Annotated in this window: 26 protein-coding genes, 2 tRNA genes and 3 rRNA genes; 30 read left to right on the top strand and 1 reads right to left on the bottom strand. The window is 52.0% G+C overall.

All coding sequences use genetic code 11. From position 1 onward, the window contains the following. Nucleotides 1-13: 13 nt before the first annotated feature. The 17 genes from LG52_RS17665 to rsmI all read left to right on the top strand — a co-directional run bounded on the left by LG52_RS17665 (nucleotide 14) and on the right by rsmI (nucleotide 13774). On the top strand, nucleotides 14-337 hold the full coding sequence (locus LG52_RS17665) for a YbaB/EbfC family nucleoid-associated protein (RefSeq protein ID WP_407059891.1): 324 nt from the start codon (nucleotides 14-16) through the stop codon (nucleotides 335-337). A 9-nt stretch (nucleotides 338-346) separates the two neighbouring features. After that, nucleotides 347-943: a recombination mediator RecR gene (gene recR / locus LG52_RS17670; RefSeq protein WP_011229535.1), complete on the top strand. Its 597-nt coding sequence runs from the start codon at nucleotides 347-349 to the stop codon at nucleotides 941-943. A gap of 23 nt (nucleotides 944-966) precedes the next feature. Further along, nucleotides 967-1191: a YaaL family protein gene (locus tag LG52_RS17675; protein ID WP_044732947.1), complete on the top strand. Its 225-nt coding sequence runs from the start codon at nucleotides 967-969 to the stop codon at nucleotides 1189-1191. A gap of 78 nt (nucleotides 1192-1269) precedes the next feature. After that, on the top strand, nucleotides 1270-1533 hold the full coding sequence (locus LG52_RS17680; RefSeq protein WP_044732948.1) for a pro-sigmaK processing inhibitor BofA family protein: 264 nt from the start codon (nucleotides 1270-1272) through the stop codon (nucleotides 1531-1533). 235 nt (nucleotides 1534-1768) lie between these two features. After that, nucleotides 1769-3326: ribosomal RNA gene (locus LG52_RS17685) — 16S ribosomal RNA — on the top strand. Nucleotides 3327-3425: 99 nt separating this feature from the next. Then, a tRNA-Ile gene (locus LG52_RS17690) sits at nucleotides 3426-3499 on the top strand. A gap of 6 nt (nucleotides 3500-3505) precedes the next feature. Continuing rightward, nucleotides 3506-3581, top strand: a tRNA-Ala gene (locus LG52_RS17695). Between the two features lie 391 nt (nucleotides 3582-3972). Beyond that, nucleotides 3973-6901, top strand: a 23S ribosomal RNA gene (locus LG52_RS17700). Nucleotides 6902-7006: 105 nt separating this feature from the next. Further along, nucleotides 7007-7123: ribosomal RNA gene (gene rrf, locus LG52_RS17705) — 5S ribosomal RNA — on the top strand. Together the 16S, 23S and 5S rRNA genes with 2 tRNA genes alongside form the textbook arrangement of a ribosomal RNA operon. Before the next feature lie 152 nt (nucleotides 7124-7275). Continuing rightward, nucleotides 7276-7482 carry a sigma factor G inhibitor Gin gene (locus LG52_RS17710; RefSeq protein ID WP_044732949.1) on the top strand — a complete coding sequence of 69 codons (207 nt, stop codon included), beginning with the start codon at nucleotides 7276-7278 and terminating at the stop codon, nucleotides 7480-7482. A gap of 170 nt (nucleotides 7483-7652) precedes the next feature. Beyond that, nucleotides 7653-9086, top strand: coding sequence for an aminotransferase class I/II-fold pyridoxal phosphate-dependent enzyme (locus LG52_RS17715; protein ID WP_044733341.1), 1434 nt, complete (start codon nucleotides 7653-7655; stop codon nucleotides 9084-9086). A 26-nt stretch (nucleotides 9087-9112) separates the two neighbouring features. Further along, nucleotides 9113-9745 (top strand): dTMP kinase, encoded by a 633-nt coding sequence (gene tmk, locus LG52_RS17720; RefSeq protein WP_044733342.1) that lies wholly within the window; start codon nucleotides 9113-9115, stop codon nucleotides 9743-9745. 79 nt (nucleotides 9746-9824) lie between these two features. Then, nucleotides 9825-10817: a DNA polymerase III subunit delta' gene (gene holB, locus LG52_RS17725; protein ID WP_044733343.1), complete on the top strand. Its 993-nt coding sequence runs from the start codon at nucleotides 9825-9827 to the stop codon at nucleotides 10815-10817. 14 nt (nucleotides 10818-10831) lie between these two features. Further along, entirely contained in the window at nucleotides 10832-11659 is an 828-nt protein-coding gene (locus tag LG52_RS17730) for a PSP1 domain-containing protein (RefSeq protein ID WP_044732950.1), read from the top strand. Between the two features lie 15 nt (nucleotides 11660-11674). Beyond that, nucleotides 11675-12037: a DNA replication initiation control protein YabA gene (yabA, locus tag LG52_RS17735; RefSeq protein ID WP_075261929.1), complete on the top strand. Its 363-nt coding sequence runs from the start codon at nucleotides 11675-11677 to the stop codon at nucleotides 12035-12037. A gap of 60 nt (nucleotides 12038-12097) precedes the next feature. Next, nucleotides 12098-12847, top strand: a complete 750-nt coding sequence (locus tag LG52_RS17740) for a tRNA1(Val) (adenine(37)-N6)-methyltransferase (RefSeq protein WP_012820433.1) — start codon at nucleotides 12098-12100, stop codon at nucleotides 12845-12847. A 15-nt stretch (nucleotides 12848-12862) separates the two neighbouring features. Continuing rightward, nucleotides 12863-13774 carry a 16S rRNA (cytidine(1402)-2'-O)-methyltransferase gene (gene rsmI, locus LG52_RS17745; RefSeq protein WP_044732951.1) on the top strand — a complete coding sequence of 304 codons (912 nt, stop codon included), beginning with the start codon at nucleotides 12863-12865 and terminating at the stop codon, nucleotides 13772-13774. A 16-nt stretch (nucleotides 13775-13790) separates the two neighbouring features. Here the strand turns inward: rsmI and LG52_RS17750 are convergent, their stop codons facing one another. Next, nucleotides 13791-14087, bottom strand: coding sequence for an AbrB/MazE/SpoVT family DNA-binding domain-containing protein (locus LG52_RS17750; RefSeq protein WP_044732952.1), 297 nt, complete (start codon nucleotides 14085-14087; stop codon nucleotides 13791-13793). Between the two features lie 396 nt (nucleotides 14088-14483). Between LG52_RS17750 and metG the strand changes: the two genes are divergently transcribed. From metG to glmU, 13 genes are all read left to right on the top strand, one after another. Continuing rightward, entirely contained in the window at nucleotides 14484-16436 is a 1953-nt protein-coding gene (gene metG, locus LG52_RS17755; protein WP_044732953.1) for a methionine--tRNA ligase, read from the top strand. Between the two features lie 136 nt (nucleotides 16437-16572). Beyond that, nucleotides 16573-17343 carry a TatD family hydrolase gene (locus LG52_RS17760; protein WP_044732954.1) on the top strand — a complete coding sequence of 257 codons (771 nt, stop codon included), beginning with the start codon at nucleotides 16573-16575 and terminating at the stop codon, nucleotides 17341-17343. A gap of 200 nt (nucleotides 17344-17543) precedes the next feature. After that, nucleotides 17544-18749 carry a G5 and 3D domain-containing protein gene (locus LG52_RS17765; RefSeq protein ID WP_044732955.1) on the top strand — a complete coding sequence of 402 codons (1206 nt, stop codon included), beginning with the start codon at nucleotides 17544-17546 and terminating at the stop codon, nucleotides 18747-18749. A gap of 257 nt (nucleotides 18750-19006) precedes the next feature. Continuing rightward, the gene (gene rnmV / locus LG52_RS17770; protein WP_044732956.1) at nucleotides 19007-19570 is read left to right on the top strand and encodes a ribonuclease M5; all 564 of its coding nucleotides are present in this window, start codon (nucleotides 19007-19009) and stop codon (nucleotides 19568-19570) included. Next, nucleotides 19563-20444 carry a 16S rRNA (adenine(1518)-N(6)/adenine(1519)-N(6))-dimethyltransferase RsmA gene (gene rsmA / locus LG52_RS17775; RefSeq protein ID WP_044732957.1) on the top strand — a complete coding sequence of 294 codons (882 nt, stop codon included), beginning with the start codon at nucleotides 19563-19565 and terminating at the stop codon, nucleotides 20442-20444. Before rnmV ends, rsmA begins: the two co-directional genes overlap by 8 nt. 140 nt (nucleotides 20445-20584) lie before the next feature. After that, nucleotides 20585-21484: a sporulation peptidase YabG gene (gene yabG / locus LG52_RS17780; RefSeq protein WP_044732958.1), complete on the top strand. Its 900-nt coding sequence runs from the start codon at nucleotides 20585-20587 to the stop codon at nucleotides 21482-21484. 181 nt (nucleotides 21485-21665) lie between these two features. Beyond that, nucleotides 21666-21923 (top strand): biofilm formation stimulator Veg, encoded by a 258-nt coding sequence (gene veg / locus LG52_RS17785; protein WP_011229553.1) that lies wholly within the window; start codon nucleotides 21666-21668, stop codon nucleotides 21921-21923. A gap of 252 nt (nucleotides 21924-22175) precedes the next feature. Beyond that, nucleotides 22176-22355, top strand: a complete 180-nt coding sequence (locus LG52_RS17790) for a small, acid-soluble spore protein, alpha/beta type (RefSeq protein WP_122983906.1) — start codon at nucleotides 22176-22178, stop codon at nucleotides 22353-22355. 223 nt (nucleotides 22356-22578) lie between these two features. Continuing rightward, on the top strand, nucleotides 22579-23451 hold the full coding sequence (gene ispE, locus LG52_RS17795) for a 4-(cytidine 5'-diphospho)-2-C-methyl-D-erythritol kinase (protein ID WP_044732959.1): 873 nt from the start codon (nucleotides 22579-22581) through the stop codon (nucleotides 23449-23451). 55 nt (nucleotides 23452-23506) lie between these two features. Then, nucleotides 23507-24328, top strand: a complete 822-nt coding sequence (gene purR, locus LG52_RS17800; protein ID WP_044732960.1) for a pur operon repressor — start codon at nucleotides 23507-23509, stop codon at nucleotides 24326-24328. Between the two features lie 43 nt (nucleotides 24329-24371). Then, nucleotides 24372-24746 carry a RidA family protein gene (locus tag LG52_RS17805; protein ID WP_044732961.1) on the top strand — a complete coding sequence of 125 codons (375 nt, stop codon included), beginning with the start codon at nucleotides 24372-24374 and terminating at the stop codon, nucleotides 24744-24746. A 126-nt stretch (nucleotides 24747-24872) separates the two neighbouring features. Further along, a complete protein-coding gene (gene spoVG / locus LG52_RS17810) occupies nucleotides 24873-25163 on the top strand; it encodes a septation regulator SpoVG (protein ID WP_003247437.1) in 291 nt (96 codons plus the stop codon). 130 nt (nucleotides 25164-25293) lie between these two features. After that, on the top strand, nucleotides 25294-26673 hold the full coding sequence (gene glmU, locus LG52_RS17815; protein ID WP_044732962.1) for a bifunctional UDP-N-acetylglucosamine diphosphorylase/glucosamine-1-phosphate N-acetyltransferase GlmU: 1380 nt from the start codon (nucleotides 25294-25296) through the stop codon (nucleotides 26671-26673). Nucleotides 26674-26685 lie beyond the last annotated feature (12 nt).

The raw sequence follows: 26685 nt of genomic DNA on the forward strand, positions 1-26685 counted from the left end.
GGATGCCGAGATGATGCGTGGCGGAATGGGCAATATGCAAAAAATGTTAAAACAAATGCAAAAAATGCAAAAGGAAATGCAAAAAGCGCAGGAAGAGTTGGCGGAAAAAACAGTGGAAGGCACGGCGGGCGGCGGCATGGTGACCGTTGTCGCTAACGGTCATAAACAAATTTTGGAAATTAAAATTAAAGAGGAAGTCGTCGACCCAGACGATATCGAAATGCTACAAGATTTGATTTTGGCAGCGACAAACGATGCGTTGAAAAAAGCGGATGAGTTGGCTAATGAAATGATGGGGCAGTTTACGAAAGGACTTAACATTCCAGGGTTGTTCTAGGGGGGGCGTATGCATTATCCAGAACCGCTATCGAAGTTGATTGACAGTTTTATGAAACTGCCCGGCATCGGCCCGAAAACGGCTGCCCGCCTTGCATTTCATGTGCTGGCGATGAAAGAAGACACCGTGCTTGAGTTTGCCAAAGCGCTCGTTGATGTCAAGCGACATATTCATTATTGCACGATTTGCGGACATATTACAGATACAGATCCTTGCTACATCTGCAAAGACGAGCGGCGCGATCGGACGACGATTTGCGTTGTTCAGGATCCGAAAGATGTCATCGCCATGGAGAGGATGAAAGAATACAATGGCCTGTACCACGTGTTGCACGGGGCCATCTCGCCAATGGAAGGCATCGGACCAGAAGATATTAAAATCGCCGAGCTGCTCACGCGATTACAAGATGAGACGGTCCAAGAGGTGATTTTAGCGACCGACCCGAACATCGAGGGAGAGGCAACGGCCATGTACATCTCCCGCCTGTTGAAGCCGACAGGAATCAAAGTCACCCGCATCGCCCATGGCTTGCCGGTCGGCGGCGATCTGGAGTATGCGGACGAAGTGACGTTATCAAAGGCGTTGGAAGGGCGCCGTGAGCTATAGAGAGAAAGAAGGTGGGGATCGGTTTGTTATGGCGGCGAAAGGGGAAACTAAAGAGACAATTTGATGAAAAGTTAATGGCTGAACTACAAAAGGCTAGAACTGAATGGCTTGAGCAGAAACAACTCATCGAAAAAAGCGTCGATCCGTCTCCGGAGGTGCTGAACGCATTGCAACTCGTTGAGGCTAAATATTTTTTCCTCCTCCGCGAAGCGAAGCACCGCCGCATCACACTTAAGGAAGTGCGTTAACTTCCTTATTTTTTTGTTCTTTTTTCCCCTGTTTCTCATACGTTGGTAGTACAAGCGTGCAAAAAGGGGGTTCAAACGTTGGAGTCGAAAGTCGTCATTACCGTGTTGCTAGCGCTTATCGCCGTTTTGCTTATCGTAGGCGCCCGTCTCAAAGCGCTTCGCCTGATCGGCTACGCTGCTATCCGCCTGATCGTCGGGGCGCTCGCGCTGTTTGTTATCAACGCCATCGGCGGGCATTTTAACATCCATATTCCGATTAATCTCGTCACCTCAATCGTTTGCGGATTTCTTGGCCTCCCTGGAGCGGCAGCGCTAATCGTGATTGACCGATATATTTTATAGGCATTATGATTCAAGATGCCTTTTATTTTTTTGTTTAAAAGCTATTGACTTTTATATGACAATGCATTATATTGAAAAATGTCGCTGTTCATGAAAGATATGTTGACAGCAAAGTAAATGATATGTATAATAATAAGAGTGTGCAAGATAAACAAGTTCCTTGAAAACTAAACAAAACGCAAGCGTCATAAGAAAAGCGGAGGCCGTTTTGGCCGAAGCAAAAGCCAATCAACTTTCTTTGGAGAGTTTGATCCTGGCTCAGGACGAACGCTGGCGGCGTGCCTAATACATGCAAGTCGAGCGGACCGGATCGGAGCTTGCTCTGGTTGGGTCAGCGGCGGACGGGTGAGTAACACGTGGGCAACCTGCCCGCAAGACCGGGATAACTCCGGGAAACCGGAGCTAATACCGGATAACACCGAAGACCGCATGGTCTTGGGTTGAAAGGCGGCGCAAGCTGCCACTTGCGGATGGGCCCGCGGCGCATTAGCTAGTTGGTGAGGTAACGGCTCACCAAGGCGACGATGCGTAGCCGGCCTGAGAGGGTGACCGGCCACACTGGGACTGAGACACGGCCCAGACTCCTACGGGAGGCAGCAGTAGGGAATCTTCCGCAATGGGCGAAAGCCTGACGGAGCGACGCCGCGTGAGCGAAGAAGGCCTTCGGGTCGTAAAGCTCTGTTGTGAGGGACGAAGGAGCGCCGTTCGAAGAGGGCGGCGCGGTGACGGTACCTCACGAGGAAGCCCCGGCTAACTACGTGCCAGCAGCCGCGGTAATACGTAGGGGGCGAGCGTTGTCCGGAATTATTGGGCGTAAAGCGCGCGCAGGCGGTCCCTTAAGTCTGATGTGAAAGCCCACGGCTCAACCGTGGAGGGTCATTGGAAACTGGGGGACTTGAGTGCAGGAGAGGGGAGCGGAATTCCACGTGTAGCGGTGAAATGCGTAGAGATGTGGAGGAACACCAGTGGCGAAGGCGGCTCTCTGGCCTGCAACTGACGCTGAGGCGCGAAAGCGTGGGGAGCAAACAGGATTAGATACCCTGGTAGTCCACGCCGTAAACGATGAGTGCTAAGTGTTAGAGGGGTCACACCCTTTAGTGCTGCAGCTAACGCGATAAGCACTCCGCCTGGGGAGTACGGCCGCAAGGCTGAAACTCAAAGGAATTGACGGGGGCCCGCACAAGCGGTGGAGCATGTGGTTTAATTCGAAGCAACGCGAAGAACCTTACCAGGTCTTGACATCCCCTGACAACCCAAGAGATTGGGCGTTCCCCCTTCGGGGGGACAGGGTGACAGGTGGTGCATGGTTGTCGTCAGCTCGTGTCGTGAGATGTTGGGTTAAGTCCCGCAACGAGCGCAACCCTCGCCTCTAGTTGCCAGCATTCGGTTGGGCACTCTAGAGGGACTGCCGGCGACAAGTCGGAGGAAGGTGGGGATGACGTCAAATCATCATGCCCCTTATGACCTGGGCTACACACGTGCTACAATGGGCGGTACAAAGGGCTGCGAACCCGCGAGGGGGAGCGAATCCCAAAAAGCCGCTCTCAGTTCGGATTGCAGGCTGCAACTCGCCTGCATGAAGCCGGAATCGCTAGTAATCGCGGATCAGCATGCCGCGGTGAATACGTTCCCGGGCCTTGTACACACCGCCCGTCACACCACGAGAGCTTGCAACACCCGAAGTCGGTGAGGCAACCCGTTTCGGGAGCCAGCCGCCGAAGGTGGGGCAAGTGATTGGGGTGAAGTCGTAACAAGGTAGCCGTACCGGAAGGTGCGGCTGGATCACCTCCTTTCTAAGGATGTTATTGACAAAATCGAATAGTTTGATTATAATGGCGCTTGCTGTTTTGTTTAGTTTTGAGGGAACTTATCGTTCCTTGCAATGTGGATATGGGCCTATAGCTCAGCTGGTCAGAGCGCACGCCTGATAAGCGTGAGGTCGGTGGTTCAAGTCCACTTAGGCCCATTGGATGGGGCCTTAGCTCAGCTGGGAGAGCGCCTGCTTTGCAAGCAGGAGGTCATCGGTTCGATCCCGATAGGCTCCACCATATCAAGGTAAGAGAAATGATTTTGTTTTTAGGAAACCAACATTTTCCTCAATACCCTTGCGTCTGCGTCTACAAGCGGATTCGGAGAAGCCGAATTCCTCGGCGCAAGACTGCAAAGAAGCTGTTTCAACGTAGTTGCTTTGCGCCTGTGCCTGCGTCTGCGAGCAGGTTCAGAGAAGTGGGGTTCCTCGGCACAAAGCCGCAAGGAAGCAGACTCAAGGCAGTCGCTTCGTTCCTTGAAAACTAGATAACCGGAAAAGCGGAGGCGAGCGTTTCGCCGCGACGGGCAAATGTTCTTCGTCTGCAGGGATTTCTAATCCCGAAGGCGAAGGTTATTTGACCCCGAGCGGCGGCGAGCCGAAGCTAGACAGGAAGAAGCCGAGACGCTTTAGGTTAAGCTGGAAAGGGCGCACGGTGGATGCCTTGGCACTAGGAGCCGATGAAGGACGGGGCAAACGCCGAAACGCTCCGGGGAGCTGTAAGCAAGCGTAGATCCGGAGATGTCCGAATGGGGGAACCCACTGTCCGTAATGGGGCAGTATCCATGCCTGAATCCATAGGGCATGGAGGGCACACCCGGGGAACTGAAACATCTTAGTACCCGGAGGAGAAGAAAGCAAATGCGATTCCCTGAGTAGCGGCGAGCGAAACGGGAACAGCCCAAACCAAGAGGCATGTCCTCTTGGGGTTGTAGGACCGCTCACGATGGGAGTGAGAAAGGAACGGGGTAGACGAACCGGTCTGGAACGGCCGGCCGGAGAAGGTGAGAGCCCTGTAGTCGAAACTTCGTTCCCTCCCGAGCGGATCCTGAGTACGGCGGGACACGGGGAATCCCGTCGGAAGCAGGGAGGACCATCTCCCAAGGCTAAATACTCCCTAGTGACCGATAGTGCACCAGTACCGTGAGGGAAAGGTGAAAAGCACCCCGGGAGGGGAGTGAAAGAGAACCTGAAACCGTGTGCCTACAAGTAGTCAGAGCCCGTTGATGGGTGATGGCGTGCCTTTTGTAGAATGAACCGGCGAGTGACGATGGCGTGCGAGGTTAAGCCGAAGAGGCGGAGCCGCAGCGAAAGCGAGTCTGAAGAGGGCGTCAAGTACGTCGTCGTCGACCCGAAACCAGGTGATCTACCCATGTCCAGGGTGAAGGCCGGGTAACACCGGCTGGAGGCCCGAACCCACGCACGTTGAAAAGTGCGGGGATGAGGTGTGGGTAGGGGTGAAATGCCAATCGAACTTGGAGATAGCTGGTTCTCCCCGAAATAGCTTTAGGGCTAGCCTCGGGTTTAAGAGTGTTGGAGGTAGAGCACTGATTGGGCTAGGGGCCCCAACCGGGTTACCGAACCCAGTCAAACTCCGAATGCCAACGACTTATGCCCGGGAGTCAGACTGCGAGTGATAAGATCCGTGGTCGAGAGGGGAACAGCCCAGACCGCCAGCTAAGGCCCCGAAGTGCACGTTCAGTGGAAAAGGATGTGGAGTTGCCAAGACAACCAGGATGTTGGCTTAGAAGCAGCCACCATTGAAAGAGTGCGTAATAGCTCACTGGTCGAGTGGCTCTGCGCCGAAAATGTACCGGGGCTAAACGTGCCGCCGAAGCTGCGGGATGACCGTTGGTCATCGGTAGGGGAGCGTTCTAAGGGCAGAGAAGCCAGACCGGAAGGACTGGTGGAGCGCTTAGAAGTGAGAATGCCGGTATGAGTAGCGAAAACAGAGGTGAGAATCCTCTGCGCCGAAAGCCTAAGGGTTCCTGAGGAAGGTTCGTCCGCTCAGGGTTAGTCGGGACCTAAGCCGAGGCCGAAAGGCGTAGGTGATGGACAACAGGTGGAGATTCCTGTACCACCTTCTTCCCGTTTGAGCGATGGGGGGACGCAGGAGGATAGGGCGAGCAGGCGGCTGGAAGAGCCTGTCCAAGCCGTGAGGCTGATCCGCAGGCAAATCCGCGGATTGCAAGGCCAAGCGGTGACGGCGACGGAGCATTCCGGAAGTCCCCGATTTCACACTGCCAAGAAAAGCCTCTAGCGAGGGAAGAGGTGCCCGTACCGCAAACCGACACAGGCAGGCGAGGAGAGAATCCTAAGGCGCGCGGGAGAACTCTCGTTAAGGAACTCGGCAAAATGACCCCGTAACTTCGGGAGAAGGGGTGCTCTTTCGGGTGAAGAGCCTGGAAGAGCCGCAGTGAAAAGGCCCAAGCGACTGTTTATCAAAAACACAGGTCTCTGCGAAGCCGAAAGGCGACGTATAGGGGCTGACACCTGCCCGGTGCTGGAAGGTTAAGGGGAGCGCTTAGCGGAAGCGAAGGTGCGAACCGAAGCCCCAGTAAACGGCGGCCGTAACTATAACGGTCCTAAGGTAGCGAAATTCCTTGTCGGGTAAGTTCCGACCCGCACGAAAGGTGTAACGACTTGGGCGCTGTCTCAACGAGAGACCCGGTGAAATTATACTACCTGTGAAGATGCAGGTTACCCGCGACAGGACGGAAAGACCCCGTGGAGCTTTACTGCAGCCTGATATGGAATTTTGGTATCGCTTGTACAGGATAGGTGGGAGCCTGGGAAGCCGGAGCGCCAGCTTCGGTGGAGGCGGCGGTGGGATACCACCCTGGCGGTATTGAAATTCTAACCCGCACCCCTTAGCGGGGTGGGAGACAGTGTCAGGCGGGCAGTTTGACTGGGGCGGTCGCCTCCCAAAAGGTAACGGAGGCGCCCAAAGGTTCCCTCAGAATGGTTGGAAATCATTCGGAGAGTGCAAAGGCACAAGGGAGCTTGACTGCGAGACGGACAGGTCGAGCAGGGACGAAAGTCGGGCTTAGTGATCCGGTGGTTCCGCATGGAAGGGCCATCGCTCAACGGATAAAAGCTACCCCGGGGATAACAGGCTGATCTCCCCCAAGAGTCCACATCGACGGGGAGGTTTGGCACCTCGATGTCGGCTCATCGCATCCTGGGGCTGTAGTCGGTCCCAAGGGTTGGGCTGTTCGCCCATTAAAGCGGTACGCGAGCTGGGTTCAGAACGTCGTGAGACAGTTCGGTCCCTATCCGTCGCGGGCGGAGGAAATTTGAGAGGAGCTGTCCTTAGTACGAGAGGACCGGGATGGACGCACCGCTGGTGTACCAGTTGTCCCGCCAGGGGCACCGCTGGGTAGCTATGTGCGGACGGGATAAGCGCTGAAAGCATCTAAGCGTGAAGCCCCCCTCAAGATGAGATTTCCCACCGCGCAAAGCGGGTAAGATCCCTCGAAGATGACGAGGTCGATAGGTCCGAGGTGGAAGCGTGGCGACACGTGGAGCTGACGGATACTAATCGATCGAGGGCTTGACCTATGAGCGGCTTCTTCCGACGGTTATCTAGTTTTGAAGGAATGAATTTCCTTCTTGACATTGTTTATTTTTTAAGTATAATAAATGATGTCAAAATCAAAATGCTTGCCTAGTGGCTATGGCGGAGGGGAAACACCCGTTCCCATCCCGAACACGGAAGTTAAGCCCTCCAGCGCCGATGGTAGTTGGGGCCAGCGCCCCTGCAAGAGTAGGTCGCTGCTAGGCAATAAACGAGCAGCCAGTTGCATTGGTGCAATTGGCTGCTTTCGTTTTTTGAGGAAAAAACGATAAGGACCCGCTCAATGTCTCTCTTCCTTTCATCTATTAGTATAGAATGTTAGCAATGTGGGAAACATAGAGGATGGGAGGTGGAGAGCGTGAGGACATCAATAGCAGACCGGAATCAACGCGAACATGTATGCATCGTTTGTGAACAGGAAAAAAAGGAAGGGATTTTCCTTTTTGGCCATTTTCTTTGTTTGGACTGCAACCAGGCGATTGTGCAAACGAATACGGACGACCCGAACTACTCGTTTTATGTGCGGCAGCTGCGTAAAATGTTTACATCGAAAATTCACTCGTAATCAGGGCCTGCATTTGGGCCTGTTTTTATTTGCGATTGACGCAACTCGTGCGTTTTTTCGGGCGTTTGTGATACTATATGTTTGATGTTTCTCCTGCATATCCCATGCATTTCGGCAGTCTGCCCGGATGATGGCCGTTCTGGGACAGACAGCAAGGAAAGAGGATGATGATGGATCAAACGAAAACTCCTTTATATGACGCTCTCGTGCACCATTGGGCGCGCCGCCCGGTTTCGTTTCACGTGCCGGGACATAAATACGGCGCTTTGTTTCCTGAACAAGGGAGAGAGATGTTTGCGCCGCTGTTGGCGTTGGATGCGACGGAAATTTCCGGCTTGGATGATTTGCATCATCCTGAGTCGGTGATTGCCGAGGCGCAGGAGCTGGCGGCGGAGCTGTATGGCGTTAGGGAGACGTTTTTCCTTGTGAACGGTTCGACGGCAGGGAATTTGGCAATGATCGCCACCGTGTGTGATGGAAAGAGGAAGAAAGTGATTGTACAACGCAATTGCCATAAATCGGTGATGCATGCATTGCAACTCATGGAGGCCACTCCTGTTCTACTTGCTCCCGAGTTTGATCGTGATGTGTGTGTCGCTTCGCACATTCGTCCTGAAACGGTCAAAGAGGCGTTGGCGCTTCATGATGATGTTGCTGCGGTTGTATTGACGAATCCAAATTATTATGGAATGGCCGCCGATTTGACAGAAATCGTCCGCCTAGTTCATGAACATGGCATTCCGGTGCTGGTTGATGAGGCGCATGGCGCCCATTTCGTTGTCGGCCCCCCTTTTCCGACATCGGCGCTTCGCTATGGTGCCGATGTCGTCGTGCAGTCGGCGCATAAAACGTTGCCGGCGATGACGATGGGAGCGTTTTTGCATGTAAACAGCGAGCGGGTTGATCTTGAACGGTTGAAATATTTTTTGCAGTTGTTTCAGTCAAGCAGCCCGTCTTACCCGATTATGGCGTCGCTCGATTTGGCGCGGAATTATGTCGCCCAGCTTTCAAAAAGCGATGCGGCGGCGATCGTGGCAGAAATTGAGAAGTTTAAGGCAGTCCTGGCCGATATTGACGGGGTGGCAGTCGTTTGTTCCCGCCATTTTGGCGTACAGACCGACCCGCTGAAAGTAACGGTGCAGACGCGCTGTTCCTTGACCGGGTATGAACTGCAGCGTTGGCTTGAGCGCGAAGGGGTGTTTGTCGAGCTTGCTGATCGAATGAACGTGCTTTTCGTTTGCCCGCTGGCGGTAACCGGGCGCCTTCAGGAAGCAACGGAGAAAATCAAACGAGCGTGGCGCGATTTGCCAGATGGCGAGGCGCCGGTGTGTGACGCTTCACCTTTTCTCGGACCGCCGCTATCGGTTTTAGTCCCGTATAATGAACTGCGCCATTTGCGGACAAAAGCTGTGGCGCTCGAGGATGCTGAAGGACATATAGCAGCGGAAACGGTCATTCCATATCCGCCTGGGGTGCCGCTCGTGTGGGTTGGAGAGCGGATCGGCCGCGGCCATATTGAACAGATTCGCCAGCTTCTTTGTCAGCGGGCGCACATACAAGGCGGAAGTCGGCTGAAAGATGGTCAGTTGGTTGTATACGAATAGGAAGGATGGAAAGGATGCCGCGAGTGGTGAACGGATGCTTTTTTTCGTTTGAAGGGCCGGAAGGAGCCGGCAAAACGACGATGATCAGCAAATTGGAGTCGTTGTTGCGTGAGCGGGGGATTGACGTCGTGGCGACGAGGGAACCGGGCGGGGTGCGCATTGCCGAGGCGATTCGCTCAATCATTTTAAACCGTGATTATACGGAAATGGACGGGCGGACGGAGGCGCTTTTATATGCGGCGGCGCGCCGGCAACATTTGCTTGAGAAAATCGTGCCGGCGCTTGAGGCTGGGTGCGTCGTCCTTTGCGACCGGTTTGTTGATAGTTCCCTCGCCTACCAGGGATTTGCCCGCGGGCTTGGCATTGAAGAAGTATGGAAAATTAATGAGTTCGCTATTGATGGATATATGCCGTCGTTGACGATTTATTTTGATATCGATCCGCAAATTGGGCTTGAACGAATCCGGCGAAACCGCGGCCGAGAAGTGAATCGGCTTGACCTTGAAACGTTGTCTTTTCATGAGAAGGTGCGAGAAGGGTATCGGGAACTCGCCAGACGGTTTGCCGACCGCATTGTCGTCATCGACGCGAACCGCCCGCTTGATGATGTATTCGCCCAAACAACGGCCGCGGTCCTTTCCCGCTTGAAAGGAAGATGACAGCGCTATTTCCATGAATCCGACCGTGATGATTCCTAGCGGACATGATAGAATAGAAATAAGAAATTAAGGAAGAGTGATAGCGATGCGATGGGAACAGCTAGCGAAACGCCAGCCGGTGGTGGCGAAAATGCTGCAAAGCGGCTTGGAAAAAGGACGGATTTCTCATGCGTATTTGTTTGAGGGGCAGCGGGGGACGGGCAAAAAAGCGGCCAGTTTGTTGTTGGCGAAACGTTTGTTTTGTCTGTCCCCAATCGGAGTTTCCCCATGTCTAGAGTGCCGCAACTGCCGGCGCATTGACTCCGGCAACCACCCCGACGTCCGGGTGATCGGCCCAGATGGAGGATCAATCAAAAAGGAACAAATCGAATGGCTGCAGCAAGAGTTCTCGAAAACAGCGGTCGAGTCGGATAAAAAAATGTACATCGTTGAGCACGCTGATCAAATGACGACAAGCGCTGCCAACAGCCTTCTGAAATTTTTGGAAGAGCCGCATTTGGGGACGGTGGCGGTATTGCTGACTGAGCAATACCACCGCCTGCTAGGGACGATCGTTTCCCGCTGTCAAGTGCTTTCGTTCCGGCCGTTGCCGCCGGCAGAGCTCGCCCAGGCACTTGTCGAGGAGCACGTGCCGTTGCCGTTGGCGCTGTTGGCTGCCCATTTGACAAACAGCTTCGAGGAAGCACTGGCGCTTGCCCAAGATAGTTGGTTTGCCGAGTCGCGAACATTAGTGCTACAATGGTATGAGATGCTGGGCAAGCCGGAGCTGCAGCTTTTGTTTTTCATCCACGATCGCTTGTTTCCGCATTTTTTGGAAAACCATCAGCTTGACCTTGGACTTGATTTGCTTTTATATTTATACCGCGATTTGTTGCATATTCAAACCGGGCAAATGGACAGCGTGTTATACCGCGATCAGCTGGACTGCCTGCAACGATGGGCGCTTGCTTGCCCGCAGCGGCGGATTGTGGCTGGCATGGAAGCGATTTTACAATCAAAAACGCGTTTAAATACAACGAATATGAGCACGGCGTTGCTTGTTGAGCAGCTCGTTCTTCAATTAAAGCGGTAAAGGAGGGAGAGCCGTTGTATACGGTAGTCGGCGTTCGTTTTAAAAAAGCAGGGAAAATTTATTATTTTGACCCTGGCGATGCCGTTATTCCCGTCGGCGAATTCGTCATTGTCGAGACGGCGCGCGGCATTGAGTACGGAAAAGTCGTCATCGCCAATAAACAAGTCGACGAAAACGACATCGTGATGCCGCTCAAAAAAGTGATCCGTGTGGCGAATGAGAAAGATAAATGGGTTGTGGAAGAAAACAAAAAGGCGGCGCGCGAGGCGTATGACATTTGCTTGCGCAAAGTGGAGGAGCACGGGCTTGAAATGAAGCTCATCGATGTGGAATATACGTTTGACCGCAATAAAGTGATCTTTTATTTCACTGCCGATGGGCGCGTCGATTTCCGCGAGCTTGTGAAGGACTTAGCGTCGATTTTCCGCACGCGCATTGAGCTGCGGCAAATCGGGGTGCGCGACGAGGCGAAAATGCTTGGCGGCATCGGGCCGTGCGGCCGCATGCTTTGTTGTTCGACGTTTTTAGGCGATTTTGAACCGGTGTCGATCAAAATGGCGAAAGATCAAAACTTGTCGCTCAATCCGACGAAGATTTCCGGGCTGTGCGGCCGGCTGATGTGTTGCCTGAAATATGAAAACGAAGAGTATGAGACGGCGAAAGAACAACTCCCGGATTTAGGGGAATATGTCGAAACACCGCACGGCTTCGGCAAAGTTGTCGGCTTGAACATTTTAGAGCGGGTGCTGCAAATCGAGCTTCCAGAATTCGGGAGGGTCGTCGAATATACACTTGATGAGCTGATGAAAAATGGGACGTTGTCCATTCGCGTCGCAGATTAATTTGGGGTGGGGCCAGTGGAAAAAGTAGATAAAAAAGAAGTGTTTCGATCAGTGGTCAATATGGAAGAGCAACTTAGTTATTTTTACCGCGAGCTGGTGCAGCTGAAACAGCGCGTAACGGAGCTGTTAGAAGAGAATCACCGGTTGCAAATCGAAAATGCTCATTTGCGCCGTCGGCTTGAACAATTGTCAGAAGCATGGGAAGAAGGCAAACGAAAAGGGGATAAACATGGCAAAAAACTCATCGACATTGGCGAAGGGTATGACAATTTAGCCCGCCTTTACCAAGAAGGGTTTCATATTTGTCACATTCATTACGGAAGCATTCGAACCGAGGGCGATTGTTTGTTTTGCTTGTCGTTTTTGAACAAAAACTAAAGGCAGCGCCACCCTTTCCATTTCGGAAAGGTTATTTTTTTCAATGGAGGATCGTGCGTCATGGTGGAATTGTACGAGGATGAACGGCTCGATTATTTGTTTAACGAAGAGCTCCGCATCATTCAAAGTCCATCTGTATTTTCGTTTTCCCTTGATGCCGTGCTCCTTGCTCATTTTGCCTATATGCCGATTCAAAAGGGGCAGATTGTTGATTTGTGCACGGGCAACGGGGTGATTCCCCTCTTGTTGAGCCGGCGAACAAAAGGGACAATCATCGGCATCGAAATTCAAGAACGGCTTTGCGACATGGCGAGGCGAAGCGTGCAATACAACGGGCTTGAAGGACAAATCGAGATCATACACGGCGACATTAAAGAAGCGCCGCAACGGATCGGTTACAGCCGGTACGATGTCGTCACGTGCAATCCCCCGTATTTTCCAGCAGTCGGCAAAGACGAATTGAGCAAAAATGAACATATCGCCATCGCCCGCCATGAAATTTATTGCACCCTAGAGGATGTGATTCGAGTCAGCAGCCAGCTGTTGAAGCAAGGAGGGAAGGCGGCGTTCGTCCACCGGCCCGGGCGGCTGCTTGACCTTGTGACGCTCATGCGCCAATACCGTCTTGAGCCGAAACGGCTCCGCTTTGTGTACCCGAAAGAGGGCAAAGAGGCGAACATGATTTTAATTGAAGGGACAAAAGATGCAAGCCCGGACTTAAAAGTGTTGCCACCGCTTGTCGTGTATGATGAGAATAACGAATATACCGAGGAGACGAAGCGGATCTTATATGGCATTATTTCATCTTAAAGGGGCGGAACAAGGATGCTTTGGCAGCAAAAAAGTTTTACCGAACAAACGGAGCAAGGGACGCTATACATCGTGCCGACGCCGATCGGCAATTTGGAGGATATGACGTTTCGTGCGGTTAGGACGCTTCAGGAAGCTGACGTCATCGCCGCCGAGGACACAAGGCAGACGAAAAAGCTGCTCGCCCATTTCGGCATTCATACGCCGCTCGTCAGCTACCATGAGCATAATAAATACGCGAGCGGCCGGCAGCTTGTCGAATGGCTGAAGGAAGGAAAAACGGTGGCATTGGTGAGCGACGCCGGGATGCCCGGCATTTCCGATCCGGGCTATGAGCTTATTGCTGCGGCGCTTGCCGAGCGCTGCCGCGTCGTCCCTCTTCCTGGAGCGAACGCAGCATTGACAGCGCTTGTCGCCTCCGGGCTGCCCACGGACCGTTTTTTGTTTGTCGGCTTTTTGGAACGGGCGAAAAAAGAGAAAAAAGAGCAGCTGCTGTCATTAAAAACAGCGGCGGAGACGTTAATTTTTTATGAGGCGCCCCACCGCTTGAAAGAAACGCTCGCTCTCATGTATGATATATTCGGCAATCGGCGCATCGCTCTTGGCCGCGAGTTGACGAAACGGTTTGAGGAGTTCATCCGTGGCGATTTACGTGATGTGGCCGCTTGGGCGGAAGAACATGACATCCGCGGCGAATTTTGCCTCATTGTCGAAGGGGCGCGAGACGGGAATAAACAAGAGCAAGAGGGAGAGGAATGGTGGCAGCCGCTTTCGCTCGTCGAACATGTCGATTATTATATTCGCGAGCACAGCCTTTCCGTCAAGGAGGCGGTGAAACAGGCGGCCAGTGATCGAAATATGTCGAAACGCGACGTTTATCGGCAGTATCATCAACAGCAAGAAGAAGAAAAAAAAGAGTTTCTCTGAAGCCAGAGAAACTTTTTTATTCTTTTTCTTTGCCTGCTGCTTCTAGATGCTGTTGGATCTCCTGCAGCAAAATTTCCGCGCCTTCGCGGCTTAAAATGATTTTGCCGCCGGCCAGTTTGAAGTTGTCGTCCGATACTTCGCCGGTGACGACACACGTCATGTTCGGCTTATACTTTTTCAAAATGATGCGGTCATCGTCAACATAAATTTCCAACGCATCTTTTTCGTTAATATCCAACGTACGTCGCAGCTCGATTGGAATGACGACGCGGCCTAACTCATCGACTTTACGCACGATCCCTGTCGATTTCATCGTCGATTCTCCTCTCCGCAAAAAAGTTTTTTGTCGTTTATTCGTCAATATTCGACAAATTTCCTACAACCTAATCATATCAGTGTTTCCATTAAGCGTCAATCCTTTAATATGTAAAATTTAAAAAAAATGTATATTGTTATTTCAAAAAAAGTTTGTTTAGAAAGATAAGGAGAAAACGAATGAATTTGTCCATCTAAACTCTATCCTTGTATAACAAATTCGCAGCGATGGTTGAAAACGCGGCCGTATTTTTGCCGGTTTGGGTATATTTTTTCAGCCCACGAGAAATAGATGTTTTTGTAGAATGAAAAAATTATGTAAAATAGAAGTAACGCCGCTCTCGTCGCCGGACGGGGGCTTTTGTGCTCAACAGTACGAGGGGGGGCCTAACCGATGGAGAAAAAAACGTTTTATTTGACGACGCCGATTTATTACCCGAGCGACCGCCTGCATATCGGTCATGCTTACACAACGGTGGCGGGGGACGCCATGGCTCGCTATAAACGGATGCGCGGCTACGATGTCATGTATTTGACCGGCACCGATGAGCATGGGCAAAAAATTCAGCGCAAGGCGGAAGAAAAAGGAGTAACGCCGCAGCAATACGTCGATGAGATCGTCGCTGGCATTCAGGAGCTATGGAAGAAGCTCGACATTTCCTACGACGATTTTATTCGCACAACGCAGGAGCGGCATAAAAAAGTCGTCGAACAAATTTTCACCCGTCTTGTCGAACAAGGTGATATTTACTTGGGCGAATATGAAGGGTGGTATTGTACGCCTTGCGAATCGTTTTACACTGAGCGGCAGCTTGTGGACGGCAACTGTCCGGACTGCGGCCGGCCTGTTGAGAAAGTGAAAGAAGAGTCCTATTTCTTCCGGATGAGCAAATACGTCGATCACTTGTTGCAATATTACGGAGAAAATCCCGATTTTATCCAACCGGAATCGCGGAAAAATGAGATGATCAACAACTTCATTAAGCCGGGGCTTGAGGATTTGGCTGTGTCGCGGACGACGTTCGATTGGGGCATTAAAGTGCCAGGCAATCCGAAGCATGTCATCTATGTCTGGATCGACGCGCTTGCCAACTATATCACAGCACTCGGCTACGGCACGGACAACGATGAAAAGTTTCGCAAATATTGGCCGGCGGACGTCCATTTGGTCGGCAAAGAAATCGTCCGTTTCCATACGATTTATTGGCCGATTATGTTGATGGCGCTCGGCTTGCCGCTGCCGAAAAAAGTATTCGGCCATGGCTGGCTGCTCATGAAAGACGGGAAAATGTCGAAATCGAAAGGCAATGTCGTCGATCCAGTAACGCTCATCGACCGGTATGGACTTGATGCGCTCCGCTATTATTTGCTGCGGGAAGTGCCGTTCGGCGCTGATGGCGTGTTTACCCCGGAAGGATTTATTGAGCGTATCAACTATGACTTGGCCAACGATTTAGGCAACTTGCTGCACCGCACCGTGGCGATGATCGAAAAATATTTCGACGGCGTTATTCCGCCATACCACGGGCCGAAAACACCGTTTGACCAAGAGTTGGCACAAACGGCGCGCGAAGTGGTGCGTCAATATGAAGAAGCGATGGAGGAAATGGAGTTTTCCGTCGCGCTCGCCGCTGTTTGGCAGTTAATTAGCCGGACGAACAAATACATCGATGAAACGCAGCCATGGGTATTGGCGAAAGACGAACAGAAGCGGGACGAGCTTGCCGCCGTCATGACCCACTTGGCTGAATCGCTCCGCCATACGGCGGTGCTGCTCCAGCCGTTTTTGACGCGCACGCCGGAGCGTATGTTCGCTCAGCTCGGCATCACTGATCATTCATTGAAAGAATGGGACAGCTTGTACGATTTCGGCCTCATTCCGGAAGGGACAAAAGTGCAAAAGGGAGAACCGCTCTTCCCGCGCCTCGACATCGAAGCGGAAGTGGAGTACATTAAGGCGCATATGCAAGGGGGCAAACCCGCCGCCGAGCCGGTAAAAGAGGAAAAAAAAGCAGCGGAGGCGGCCGAAATTTCGATTGACGAGTTCGCCAAAATCGATTTGCGCGTCGCTGAAGTCATCCATGCCGAACGGATGAAAAACGCCGATAAGCTGTTGAAGCTTCAGCTTGACCTTGGCGGCGAGAAGCGGCAAGTGATCTCCGGCATCGCAGAATTTTACAAGCCCGAAGAACTCGTCGGCAAAAAAGTCATTTGCGTCGCCAATTTAAAACCGACTAAGCTGCGGGGAGAATGGTCGGAAGGCATGATTCTAGCCGGAGGCAGCGGAGGGGAATTTTCGGTGGCGACGGTTGATCAACACGTGCCGAATGGAACGAAAATCAAATAACTGTTTGCTTGGCAGGGGGGTGTTGCGCTTGACACCTCCTTGTCGCTATTTTGTAATGGAAATGTTAACGAAATGTGACGTATGTAACCAATTTCTATGCTACACTTAACATCAAGGTGGAAAAGAGGGCATTCGTATGCTGTTTGATACGCACGCACATTTGAATGCAGTTCAATACGAAGAAGATTTGGAACAAGTCATTGAACGCGCCCGCGATGAAGGGGTTTCACACATTGTCGTCGTCGGGTTTGACCGTCCGACGATCGATCGGGCGATCGAGCTGGCCGAGCGGTATCCGTTTATTTATGCGGCGGTTGGCTGGCATCCGGTCGATGCGATCGAGATGACGGACGATGATTTGCAGATGATTGAACATCTCGCCGCTCATCGGAAAGTCGTGGCGCTCGGCGAGATGGGGCTTGACTACCATTGGGATAAATCGCCGAAAGACGTGCAACAAGAGGTGTTCCGGCAGCAAATCCGGCTGGCTAAAAAGGTGAAGTTGCCGATCATTATTCATAACCGTGAGGCGACGGCGGATATTTTAAAAATTTTGCAAGAGGAAAACGCCGCCGAAGTGGGCGGAATTATGCATTGTTTCAGCGGCAGCGTCGAGGTGGCCAAACAGTGCATGGACATGAATTTTCTCATTTCCCTTGGCGGGCCGGTCACGTTTAAAAATGCGAAAAAACCGAAGGAAGTGGCGAAGGAGATTCCGCTCAGCCATTTATTGATCGAAACCGACTGTCCATATTTAACGCCTCACCCTTTCCGCGGCAAACGAAACGAGCCGAGCTATGTCAAATACGTTGCCGAAGCGATCGCACAGATCAAAAACATTTCTTTTGCCGAAGTAGCGGAAACAACGGCGGAAAATGCCAAAAAATTGTTCGCCATCGACCGCTAAAATTAGGCGTCGAACAGCGGGGAAGCTTGTCGAAGGTGCGGCGAAGACGATAAAATTCTACAAATTCAGCCGATATGGGCCAACCGCGTGTCGACAAGTCTTCCTTCCTTTTTCACTGAATTTTCTGCATAATAGAGTATGCTCGTGCGTACATGTTAAAGGGAGAGGGGAATTCCGTAGAAAAAGGAGGCGTTCATCTGATGTTGCCGAATGGGAGGAAATGGCTGGACTTATGGAGGAAAAACGTGACCGTCACAGCGGGCGGGTTTCTCGCCATCTCCGCGACGACAGGGGTTGCTGGATATGAGATGGCCAAAGACGATGTGACGCTGATCAAAAACGGAAACAAACAAGAAATTCGCACTCATGCAAAAACGGTGAAAGAACTGCTTGCGGAGCAAAACATTCAGCCGCGCAAAGAAGATTATGTTTATCCGTCCTTGCATTCGCCGATCACCGACGATCTCCATATTGTTTGGGAAGCGAGCAAAGAAGTGACGCTGACGGTCAATGGAAAAAAGAAAAAGATATGGACGACAGCCGATACAGTCGCGGAGCTGCTCCGTTCGCAGCACGTGGCGGTTGGGCCGTATGACAAAGTGGAGCCGGCGCTTTCGGCGAAAATTCAAAAAGGCATGGACATTGGCGTTGAAAAGGCGTTTCCAGTCCACGTCAATGTCGGCGGTAAACAACAGCAGGTATGGACAACTTCGACTACGGTCGCTGACTTTTTGAAGCAGCAAGGGATTCAGCTAGGTCGACTCGATCGGATAGAGCCCTCCTTGCACGAAATGGTCAAAGAACAGATGACTATTTGTGTGATCCGAGTAAAAAAAGTCACCGATGTAGTGGAAGAACCCGTCGACTTTGCCGTGGTGACAAAACGGGACGACTCATTGCCGAAAGGAGAGCGGCGCGTCATTCAGCCTGGAGAAAAAGGGACGGTTCAAAAAACGTATGAGGTGACATTGGAAAACGGCAAAGAAACGGCGCGCAAACTGATCGCTGCGAAAACGCTAAAAGAAAGCAAGGCGCGCATTGTCGCCATCGGCACGAAAACGGTGCGCTCGGCTGCCGCGCCCGACCGCCCGTCCTCGCGCGGCTCGGACCATGCCGCGAAGGAATTTTACGTCACCGCCACCGCCTACACTGCCTATTGTGCAGGCTGTTCAGGCATAACAAGCACGGGCATCAACTTGCGCAAAAATCCTTCCGCTAAAGTGATTGCGGTCGACCCGTCCATCATCCCCCTCGGGTCGAAAGTGTATGTGGAAGGATACGGATATGCTATTGCCGCTGACACCGGTTCAGGCATCCGCGGATATAAAATTGATGTGTTTTTCCCAGAACGGTCGGATGCGTTTCGTTGGGGCAGAAAGCGCGTGAAAATACGGGTATTGCCATAGAGATGCGATGGAAGAACGAAGCGGAGGGTTTTTTCCCTCTGCTTTTTTTCGCTATAATGGCATTGTGCCGCGACAATGCGCGCCGTTTCTGCTAAGTTAGACGATGCAAACGGAAAAAAGTTTCAGCGAAATTCAAAAAATAATAAGGGAATGAAGCGGCTTTCGGCGATGATTCGCCTTACTTTTGATTTTACCGGAAAGGAGGATTTGCAGAAATAGGAAAAAGGGACGATTCCATTGTTTCTGCAATTGGGAGGATGAAGATCAAAGAAGTGATCGTTGTGGAAGGAAAAGATGATACGGCGGCGATCCGGCGCGCCGTCGATGCCGATACAATCGAGACAAACGGAGCAGCAGTGGGCGCGGATGTCATTGAGCGGATCAAGCTGGCGAAAGAGCGCCGCGGCGTGATCATTTTTACCGATCCCGATTTTCCCGGCGAAAAAATTCGCCGCACGATTGCCGAACAGGTGCCGGGGTGCAAGCATGCCTTTTTGCCGCGCGAGGCGGCCAAAGCGAAAAACGGCAAAGGAATCGGTGTTGAGCACGCGTCCCCTGACGAAATCCGTCAGGCGCTTGCCAACGTGTATGAAGAGGCGTCGGATTGGAAGGAAGAAATTACGTTTGCTGAACTGATCGAGGCTGGGTTGATCGGCGGCGCGATGGCGCGCCGGCGGCGGCAGCGCCTCGGCGAGGAGCTGAAAATCGGCTATGCGAACGGTCGGCAGTTTCATAAGCGGCTGCAAGTGTTCCGCATTTCCCGTGATGCTTTTTATACGGCGTTAGCGCACGTGATGCAGGAGGAGGCGGACGATGTATAAAGATATTGCAACACCGGGGCGGACGAAAGAAATTTTGGAGCGATATGGCTTTTCGTTTAAAAAGAGCCTTGGGCAAAATTTTTTAATTGATGCGAATATTTTGCGGAAAATCGTGGATGTCGCCGACATCTCCCCTGATACAGGAGCGATTGAAATCGGACCGGGCATCGGAGCGTTGACTGAACAATTGGCGCGGCGGGCGAAAAAAGTCGTCGCTTTTGAAATCGACGGCCGGCTGCTGCCGATTTTGGCCGACACGCTGTCTCCTTATGACAATGTGCGCATCTTTCACCAAGATGTATTAAAGGCCGACTTGCGTGCCGTCATTGCCGAGGAATTAGCTGATGTAAGCGACCGGATGGTCGTCGCCAACTTACCTTATTATGTGACGACACCGATCATTATGAAGCTGCTCACCGATCGGCTGCCCATCCGCGGTATGGTCGTCATGCTGCAAAAAGAAGTCGCCGACCGTCTTGCCGCTAAGCCGGGGACGAAAGATTACGGCTCGCTGACGATCGCTGTGCAGTATTATACCGAAGCGGAAGTCGTCATGACGGTGCCGCGCACCGTCTTTATGCCGAAGCCGAACGTTGATTCTGCTGTCATCCGGCTTGTGAAGCGGCAGCATCCGCCTGTTGTTGTCGAAGATGAGGTCGTGTTTTTCCAAGTGGTGCGGGCAAGCTTCGCTCAGCGCCGCAAAACGCTGTTCAACAACTTAACAAACAATTTGCCGGGAGGAAAAGAGAACAAAGAGCAAATTGAACGAGTGCTCGTTGCTTTGGGCATTGACCCGCGCCGCCGCGGAGAGACGCTTGACATCGCTGAGTTTGCTTCATTAAGCAACGCGTTGGCACCGCTTTTCGGCAAATGAAGGAGTCGTAAAGAAAGCGCTCCTCTGGGGAGGCAGCGGTCTTTTCGTCAACCAAAGCCGTCCAAACAGGCGTCTATCACCTATTGTCCGCACGTGCATATCGTATGGATGACAACGATTATGCAATGGAGTGAGCGGTGATGGACGTCATTAAAATCGGCGATATTGTCGCCCGCAAGTCTTACCAATGTGATTTATTGTTCCGAGTGATTGATATGAAAGAAAAAAACGGCGAGTGGGAAGCGATTTTGTATGGTGAAGATGTGCGCCTCGTCGCGGACGCTCCGTGCAGCGATTTAGTCGTCATCGGTGAGCAGGAACAACAGGAACGGAAAAAGCGGGAAATCGAGCTGATCGAACAATCGTATCGGCTTTTTCGCCAAGATTATCAGGCGATCAAGCAAAAAGTTGAATATCGGGCGACCGGCGGATACCGGGTGGAGAAAGATTTTTTTCAAATTCCGGGGCGCGTCCTCCATTTGGATGGCGACCCGTTATATTTGCGCAAATGTATGGATTTGTATGAGCGGATCGGCGTGCCGGTGCACGGCATTTACTGCGAGGAAAGCGAAATGCCCGAAAAAGTCGGCTGCTGGATCGAGCAGTTTCGCCCTGATATTTTAGTCATCACCGGGCATGATTCGTATTCGAAGTCAAAAGGAAAGATGCATGAATTAAAAGCGTACCGCCATTCGCGCCATTTTGTGCAAACGGTGAAAGAGGCGCGCAAAAAAGTGCCCCATTTGGACCAACTGATCATTTTCGCCGGCGCCTGCCAGTCGCACTTTGAGTCGCTCATCCGCGCTGGGGCGAATTTTGCCAGTTCGCCAGCGCGGGTGAACATTCATGCTCTGGACCCCGTCTATATCGTTTCGCGTCTCAGCTTCACCCCGTTCACCGAAACGGTCGACGTATGGGATGTGCTGCGCAACACGTTAACCGGGGAAAAGGGGCTTGGTGGGGTGGAAACGAAAGGCGTGCTCCGCACCGGGATGCCGTTTCGCCTCATTGAGGATCGAGAGGAAAACCGCCGCAGTTGATGGCGGTTTTTTCTATACGTCCGTCGCATTTTTTTACAAAAAAGTTCCACATCACACATAAAAACAAGGATATTGTAGAAAAATATACATTGACAGAAATAAAAATGCCCTGATATAATTTTTATTTTTTGACTTTAGATGTCATCTTTGTTATAATTACAAATAGTGAGGTGGATGATGAATGCCAAAGACTTTATCCGATATTAAAAAAACGCTGGATTCCAATATCGGGAAACGGTTGACGCTGCGGGCCAACGGCGGACGCAGAAAAATGATTGAGCGTTGTGGTATTTTGGCGGAAACATATCCATCCGTATTTGTCATTGAGCTGGATCAAAAAGAGAATTCGTTTGAACGCGTATCGTTCAGCTACGCCGACGTATTGACAGAGACGGTAAAGTTGACGTTTTGGGATGATGAGCAAGCAGGGGGGCAGTAGACAGATTTGTTTGCTGCTTTTTTGCTTTTGGTTTTGTCATAAATTAGGTGACGTGAACTACTCCCACTTCGCTTTGCTTGAAGCGGGAGTTTTCTTTCGGAACTATGATAAAACCGCCCTCTTTATTTCATACTAAAACTGCCGCAGCCGCCTTTTGCCCGGTCAAATGCAAAGCCGGCTTGTTGATGCGCCGGCGGGTTGCCAAACGTTTCATGCCATAGCGCCAATGAACATGGAAAGGGGTTGCTGACATTGGGTCGACGCCGCGGGGTTATGTCGCAACGCTTGAAAGAAGAGCTGGCAAAAGAGTTGGGCTTTTACGATGTCGTGCAACGTGAGGGATGGGGCGCCATCCGCGCGAAAGACGCAGGAAACATGGTCAGATTGGCGATTGAACGGGCGGAACGGCAGCTGGCCGGAACAACGGAATAGCGCCGGCAGCGGGGCGTGTTGCGGCGAGGGTGTCCCGAACGGGGCGCCCTTTTTTGCATACATACATATATGGTTTGGCGTCGTCGCCAGAACATGGTAATATGATAAAATGGGTTGACGAAAGAAAGGCGGATGAGACGGGGCAAAGACGGCGGAGATGGAAAGCAGCCGATGGATGCCGATCCGCTTATTCATGATTGCGCGTGGAAGTAGGTGAGGATGAGTGAGGTTGTCAATAAAAGCGCCGGCGAAAATCAATTTGTCACTCGACGTTCTTTATAAGCGCCCGGATGGTTACCATGAAGTGAAAATGGTGATGACGACGATCGATTTGGCCGATCGCATTGAGCTTGTCGCGTTGCCGGGGGAAGATGCGATCCGCATCGTTTCGCAAAACCGCTTTGTGCCGGATGATTGTCGCAACTTGGCGTATCAGGCGGCGAAGCTTCTTAAAGAGACGTTTTCGATCCGCCAAGGGGTGGCCATTTCGATTACGAAGCATATTCCGGTGGCCGCCGGATTGGCGGGAGGAAGCAGCGATGCGGCGGCGACGCTGCGAGGGTTAAACAAGCTTTGGCAGCTTGGATTAACGATGGATGAACTGGCAGAGCTCGGGGCGAAAATCGGCTCGGATGTCGCTTTTTGCGTCTACGGCGGAACCGCCTTGGCGACGGGGCGCGGGGAAATCATCACTCCGATCGCTTCACCGCCGCCGTGCTGGGTTGTGCTGGCCAAGCCTCCGATCGGCGTCTCGACGGCGGAAGTGTACCGAAACTTGGAGCTTGAGCGTGTCAGCCATCCGGACGTCGATGCGATGGTAAGAGCGATCGAGCGGCAAGATTATGCGGCGATCTGCCGGTTGGTCGGCAATGTTCTTGAGGAAGTGACGCTGAAAAAATATCCGGAAGTCGCGCATATTAAAGAACAAATGAAGCGGTTTGGCGCTGATGCGGTGTTGATGAGCGGCAGCGGGCCGACCGTGTTCGGGCTGATCGAGCACGATTCCAGAATGCAACGGGTGTATAACGGGTTGCGCGGCTTTTGTGACCAAGTGTTTGCGGTGAGATTGTTAGGGGAACGGCATTCTCTTGATTAAACACGTACATTTTTGTTAAAATATATTTATAATATTCGGTTTCAGGAGGTCGGCTATGAAGCTAAGGCGAAGCGGCCGTTTAGTGGATATGACGCATTACCTTCTTGAACGGCCACATCAGCTCATTCCGCTGACATTTTTTGCGGAGCGTTACGAATCGGCCAAATCGTCGATCAGCGAGGATTTGGCCATCATTAAGCAGACGTTCGAGCAACAAGGAATCGGAACCGTTCGGACGCTGCCCGGCGCTGCCGGCGGCGTGCAATACATTCCAAAAATGGCAGCCGAGGAAGCGGAAGAAGTGGTTGCGTATTTGTGTGAACAACTGTCGCGCCCGGATCGCCTTCTTCCCGGAGGATATTTGTATATGACCGACATACTTGGCGATCCCCGTATTATGAACAAAATCGGCCGCCTTTATGCATCAATGTTTGCCGACCGTCCGGTGGATGTCGTCATGACGATCGCGACCAACGGGATTCCGCTCGCGTATGCCATCGCCAACTTTTTGTATGTGCCCGTTGTCATCGTTCGTCATGACAATAAAGCGACAGAAGGACCGATGGTGAGCATCAATTACGTATCCGGCTCGTCCAAACGCATCCAAACGATGGTCCTATCGAAGCGCAGCTTAGCGGAAGGAGCCAATGTGCTCATCGTCGACGATTTTATGAAGGCGGGGGGTACAATCAACGGCATGATCAGTTTGCTGCAGGAGTTTAACGGCAATGTCTCCGGCATTGGCGTGCTCGTCGAGTCGGAGGAGGCGAAAGAACGGTTGGTTGATGAATACATTTCACTCGTCAAACTGTCCGAGGTAGATGTAAAAGAAAAGCGGATCGCTGTCAAAGAAGGCAATTACAAAGCGTTTTTATAGCATTCATTGCTTGACATAAAAAATCAAGAAAGGAGACTGGCTCATGAGAAAGGTAGAGACAACGAAGGCGCCGCAAGCGATCGGCCCATATTCGCAAGGAATCATCGTCAACAACATGTTTTACAGCTCGGGGCAAATCCCGCTCACTCCAGAAGGGGAATTGGTGAAAGGCGGCATTCAAGCGCAGACACATCAAGTGTTCCAAAACTTGAAAGCCGTATTGGAGGCGGCCGGCGCTTCGCTCGATACGGTGGTGAAAACGACCGTGTTTCTGAAAAATATGGATGATTTCGCGGCCATGAATGAAGTGTACAGCCAATACTTCCCGAACCATAAGCCGGCGCGTTCGTGCGTGGAAGTAGCCCGGCTGCCGAAAGATGTCCTTGTCGAAATTGAAGTCGTTGCCCTCGTTCCGTAATGATTAGCCCCACTTTTTCCTAACATAAAAATTTATAAAAAATTTTTCGAAAAAAAGAAGGAAATGGCTCGAGCACGTGGAATTCATTACATCGAGTCTCATATAGGGGAAAAGGTGGTGAGCAAAATGGAAGTGACAGACGTAAGATTACGCCGCGTCAATACCGAAGGACGGATGAAAGCGATCGCCTCCATTACGTTGGACAACGAGTTCGTCGTCCATGACATTCGCGTCATCGACGGAAACAATGGGCTGTTCGTCGCGATGCCGAGTAAGCGCACACCAGATGGGGAATTCCGTGATATCGCTCATCCGATCAATTCCGCCACGCGCGGGAAAATCCAGGAGGCGATCCTCGCTGAATATCACCGCCTCGGGAAGTTGGAAGAAGAACTTGAAGAAGCTGGCGCTTCGTAAACATATGAAAGGGAGCTTAGGTGAAATTCACCAAGCTCTCTATTTTTTTGCCAGCCGCATTGTTTCCTTGAAAAGTGCCGTTGATTCATATATATTCAATTATGGATAAAAGGGTAACTGGAGGCCTTTCATGATGAAACGATATGCGGTCATTTTGGCGGCCGGACAAGGAACGAGGATGAAGTCCAAATTGTATAAAGTGCTTCATCCTGTTTGCGGCAAGCCAATGGTTCAGCACGTCATCGACCAAGTGGCGAAACTTGGAGTGGAGAAAACGATTGCGGTAGTAGGATTTGGGGCGGAGCAGGTGAAAGAGCAGCTCGGCGCCCAGTGCGAATACGCCTTGCAGGAAGAGCAGCTTGGGACGGCGCATGCGGTGATGCAGGCGGCTCCGCACTTGCGCGGCCTTGAAGGAGTGACGATCGTCGTCTGTGGGGATACACCGCTCATCACCGCTGAGACGATGGAGGCGCTCATTAGGCATCATATGGCCGCTCAGGCGAAGGCGACCGTATTGACGGCCATCGCTGATGATCCGGCCGGGTATGGCCGCATTGTTCGCAACCAGGCTGGCCATGTCGAGAAAATTGTCGAACATAAAGATGCGAGCGAGCGAGAGCGGAACATTCGCGAGATTAACACAGGAACGTACTGTTTTGACAATGAGACATTGTTTCAAGCGCTTACAAAGGTGACGAATCACAACGCTCAAGGCGAATATTATTTAACGGATGTGATTGAAATTATCAAAGCGGACGGCGGCATTGTATCCGCCTATCAGGCGCCGTCGTTTGAGGAAACGATCGGCGTAAACGACCGCATCGCCCTCGCCGAAGCGGAGCGGATCATGCGTGTCCGCATTTGCCGTCAGCATATGAAAAACGGAGTTACGATCATCGACCCGGCTTCCACGTATATTTCCGCCGAGGCGGCGATCGGACGTGACACGGTCATTTACCCCGGCACGGTGATTGAAGGCGAGACGGTGATCGGCGAAGACTGCGTCATTGGACCGAATTCGGAAATTAAAAATTGCTATATCGGCCATCGCACATTGATTCGCCATTCGGTCGCCCATGACAGCGAGATTGGTTCGGATGTGACGATCGGCCCGTTCGCCCATATTCGACCGCTGTCAAAAATCGACGATGAGGTGCGAATCGGCAATTTCGTCGAGGTGAAAAAATCGACGTTCGGCAAAGGAAGCAAGGCGTCGCATTTAAGCTATATCGGCGACGCGCAAGTCGGAGCCGATGTGAACCTTGGCTGCGGGTCGATTACCGTCAACTATGACGGCGTGCACAAATATATGACCAAAATTGAGGACGGGGCGTTTATCGGTTGCAACGTGAATTTGATTGCCCCAGTTACGGTCGGTCAAGGCGCTTACGTCGCCGCCGGATCGACGATTACCGACCACGTTCCCGGCCGCGCGCTCGCCATCGCCCGCGCCCGGCAAGTCAATAAAGAAAATTATGCCGATCGCCTGCCAGGCAAGAAAAAATCTTAGCGGAGGTCTATC

The organism is Geobacillus kaustophilus (genome assembly GCF_000948285.1).
GTDB classification, from domain to species: domain Bacteria; phylum Bacillota; class Bacilli; order Bacillales; family Anoxybacillaceae; genus Geobacillus; species Geobacillus thermoleovorans_A.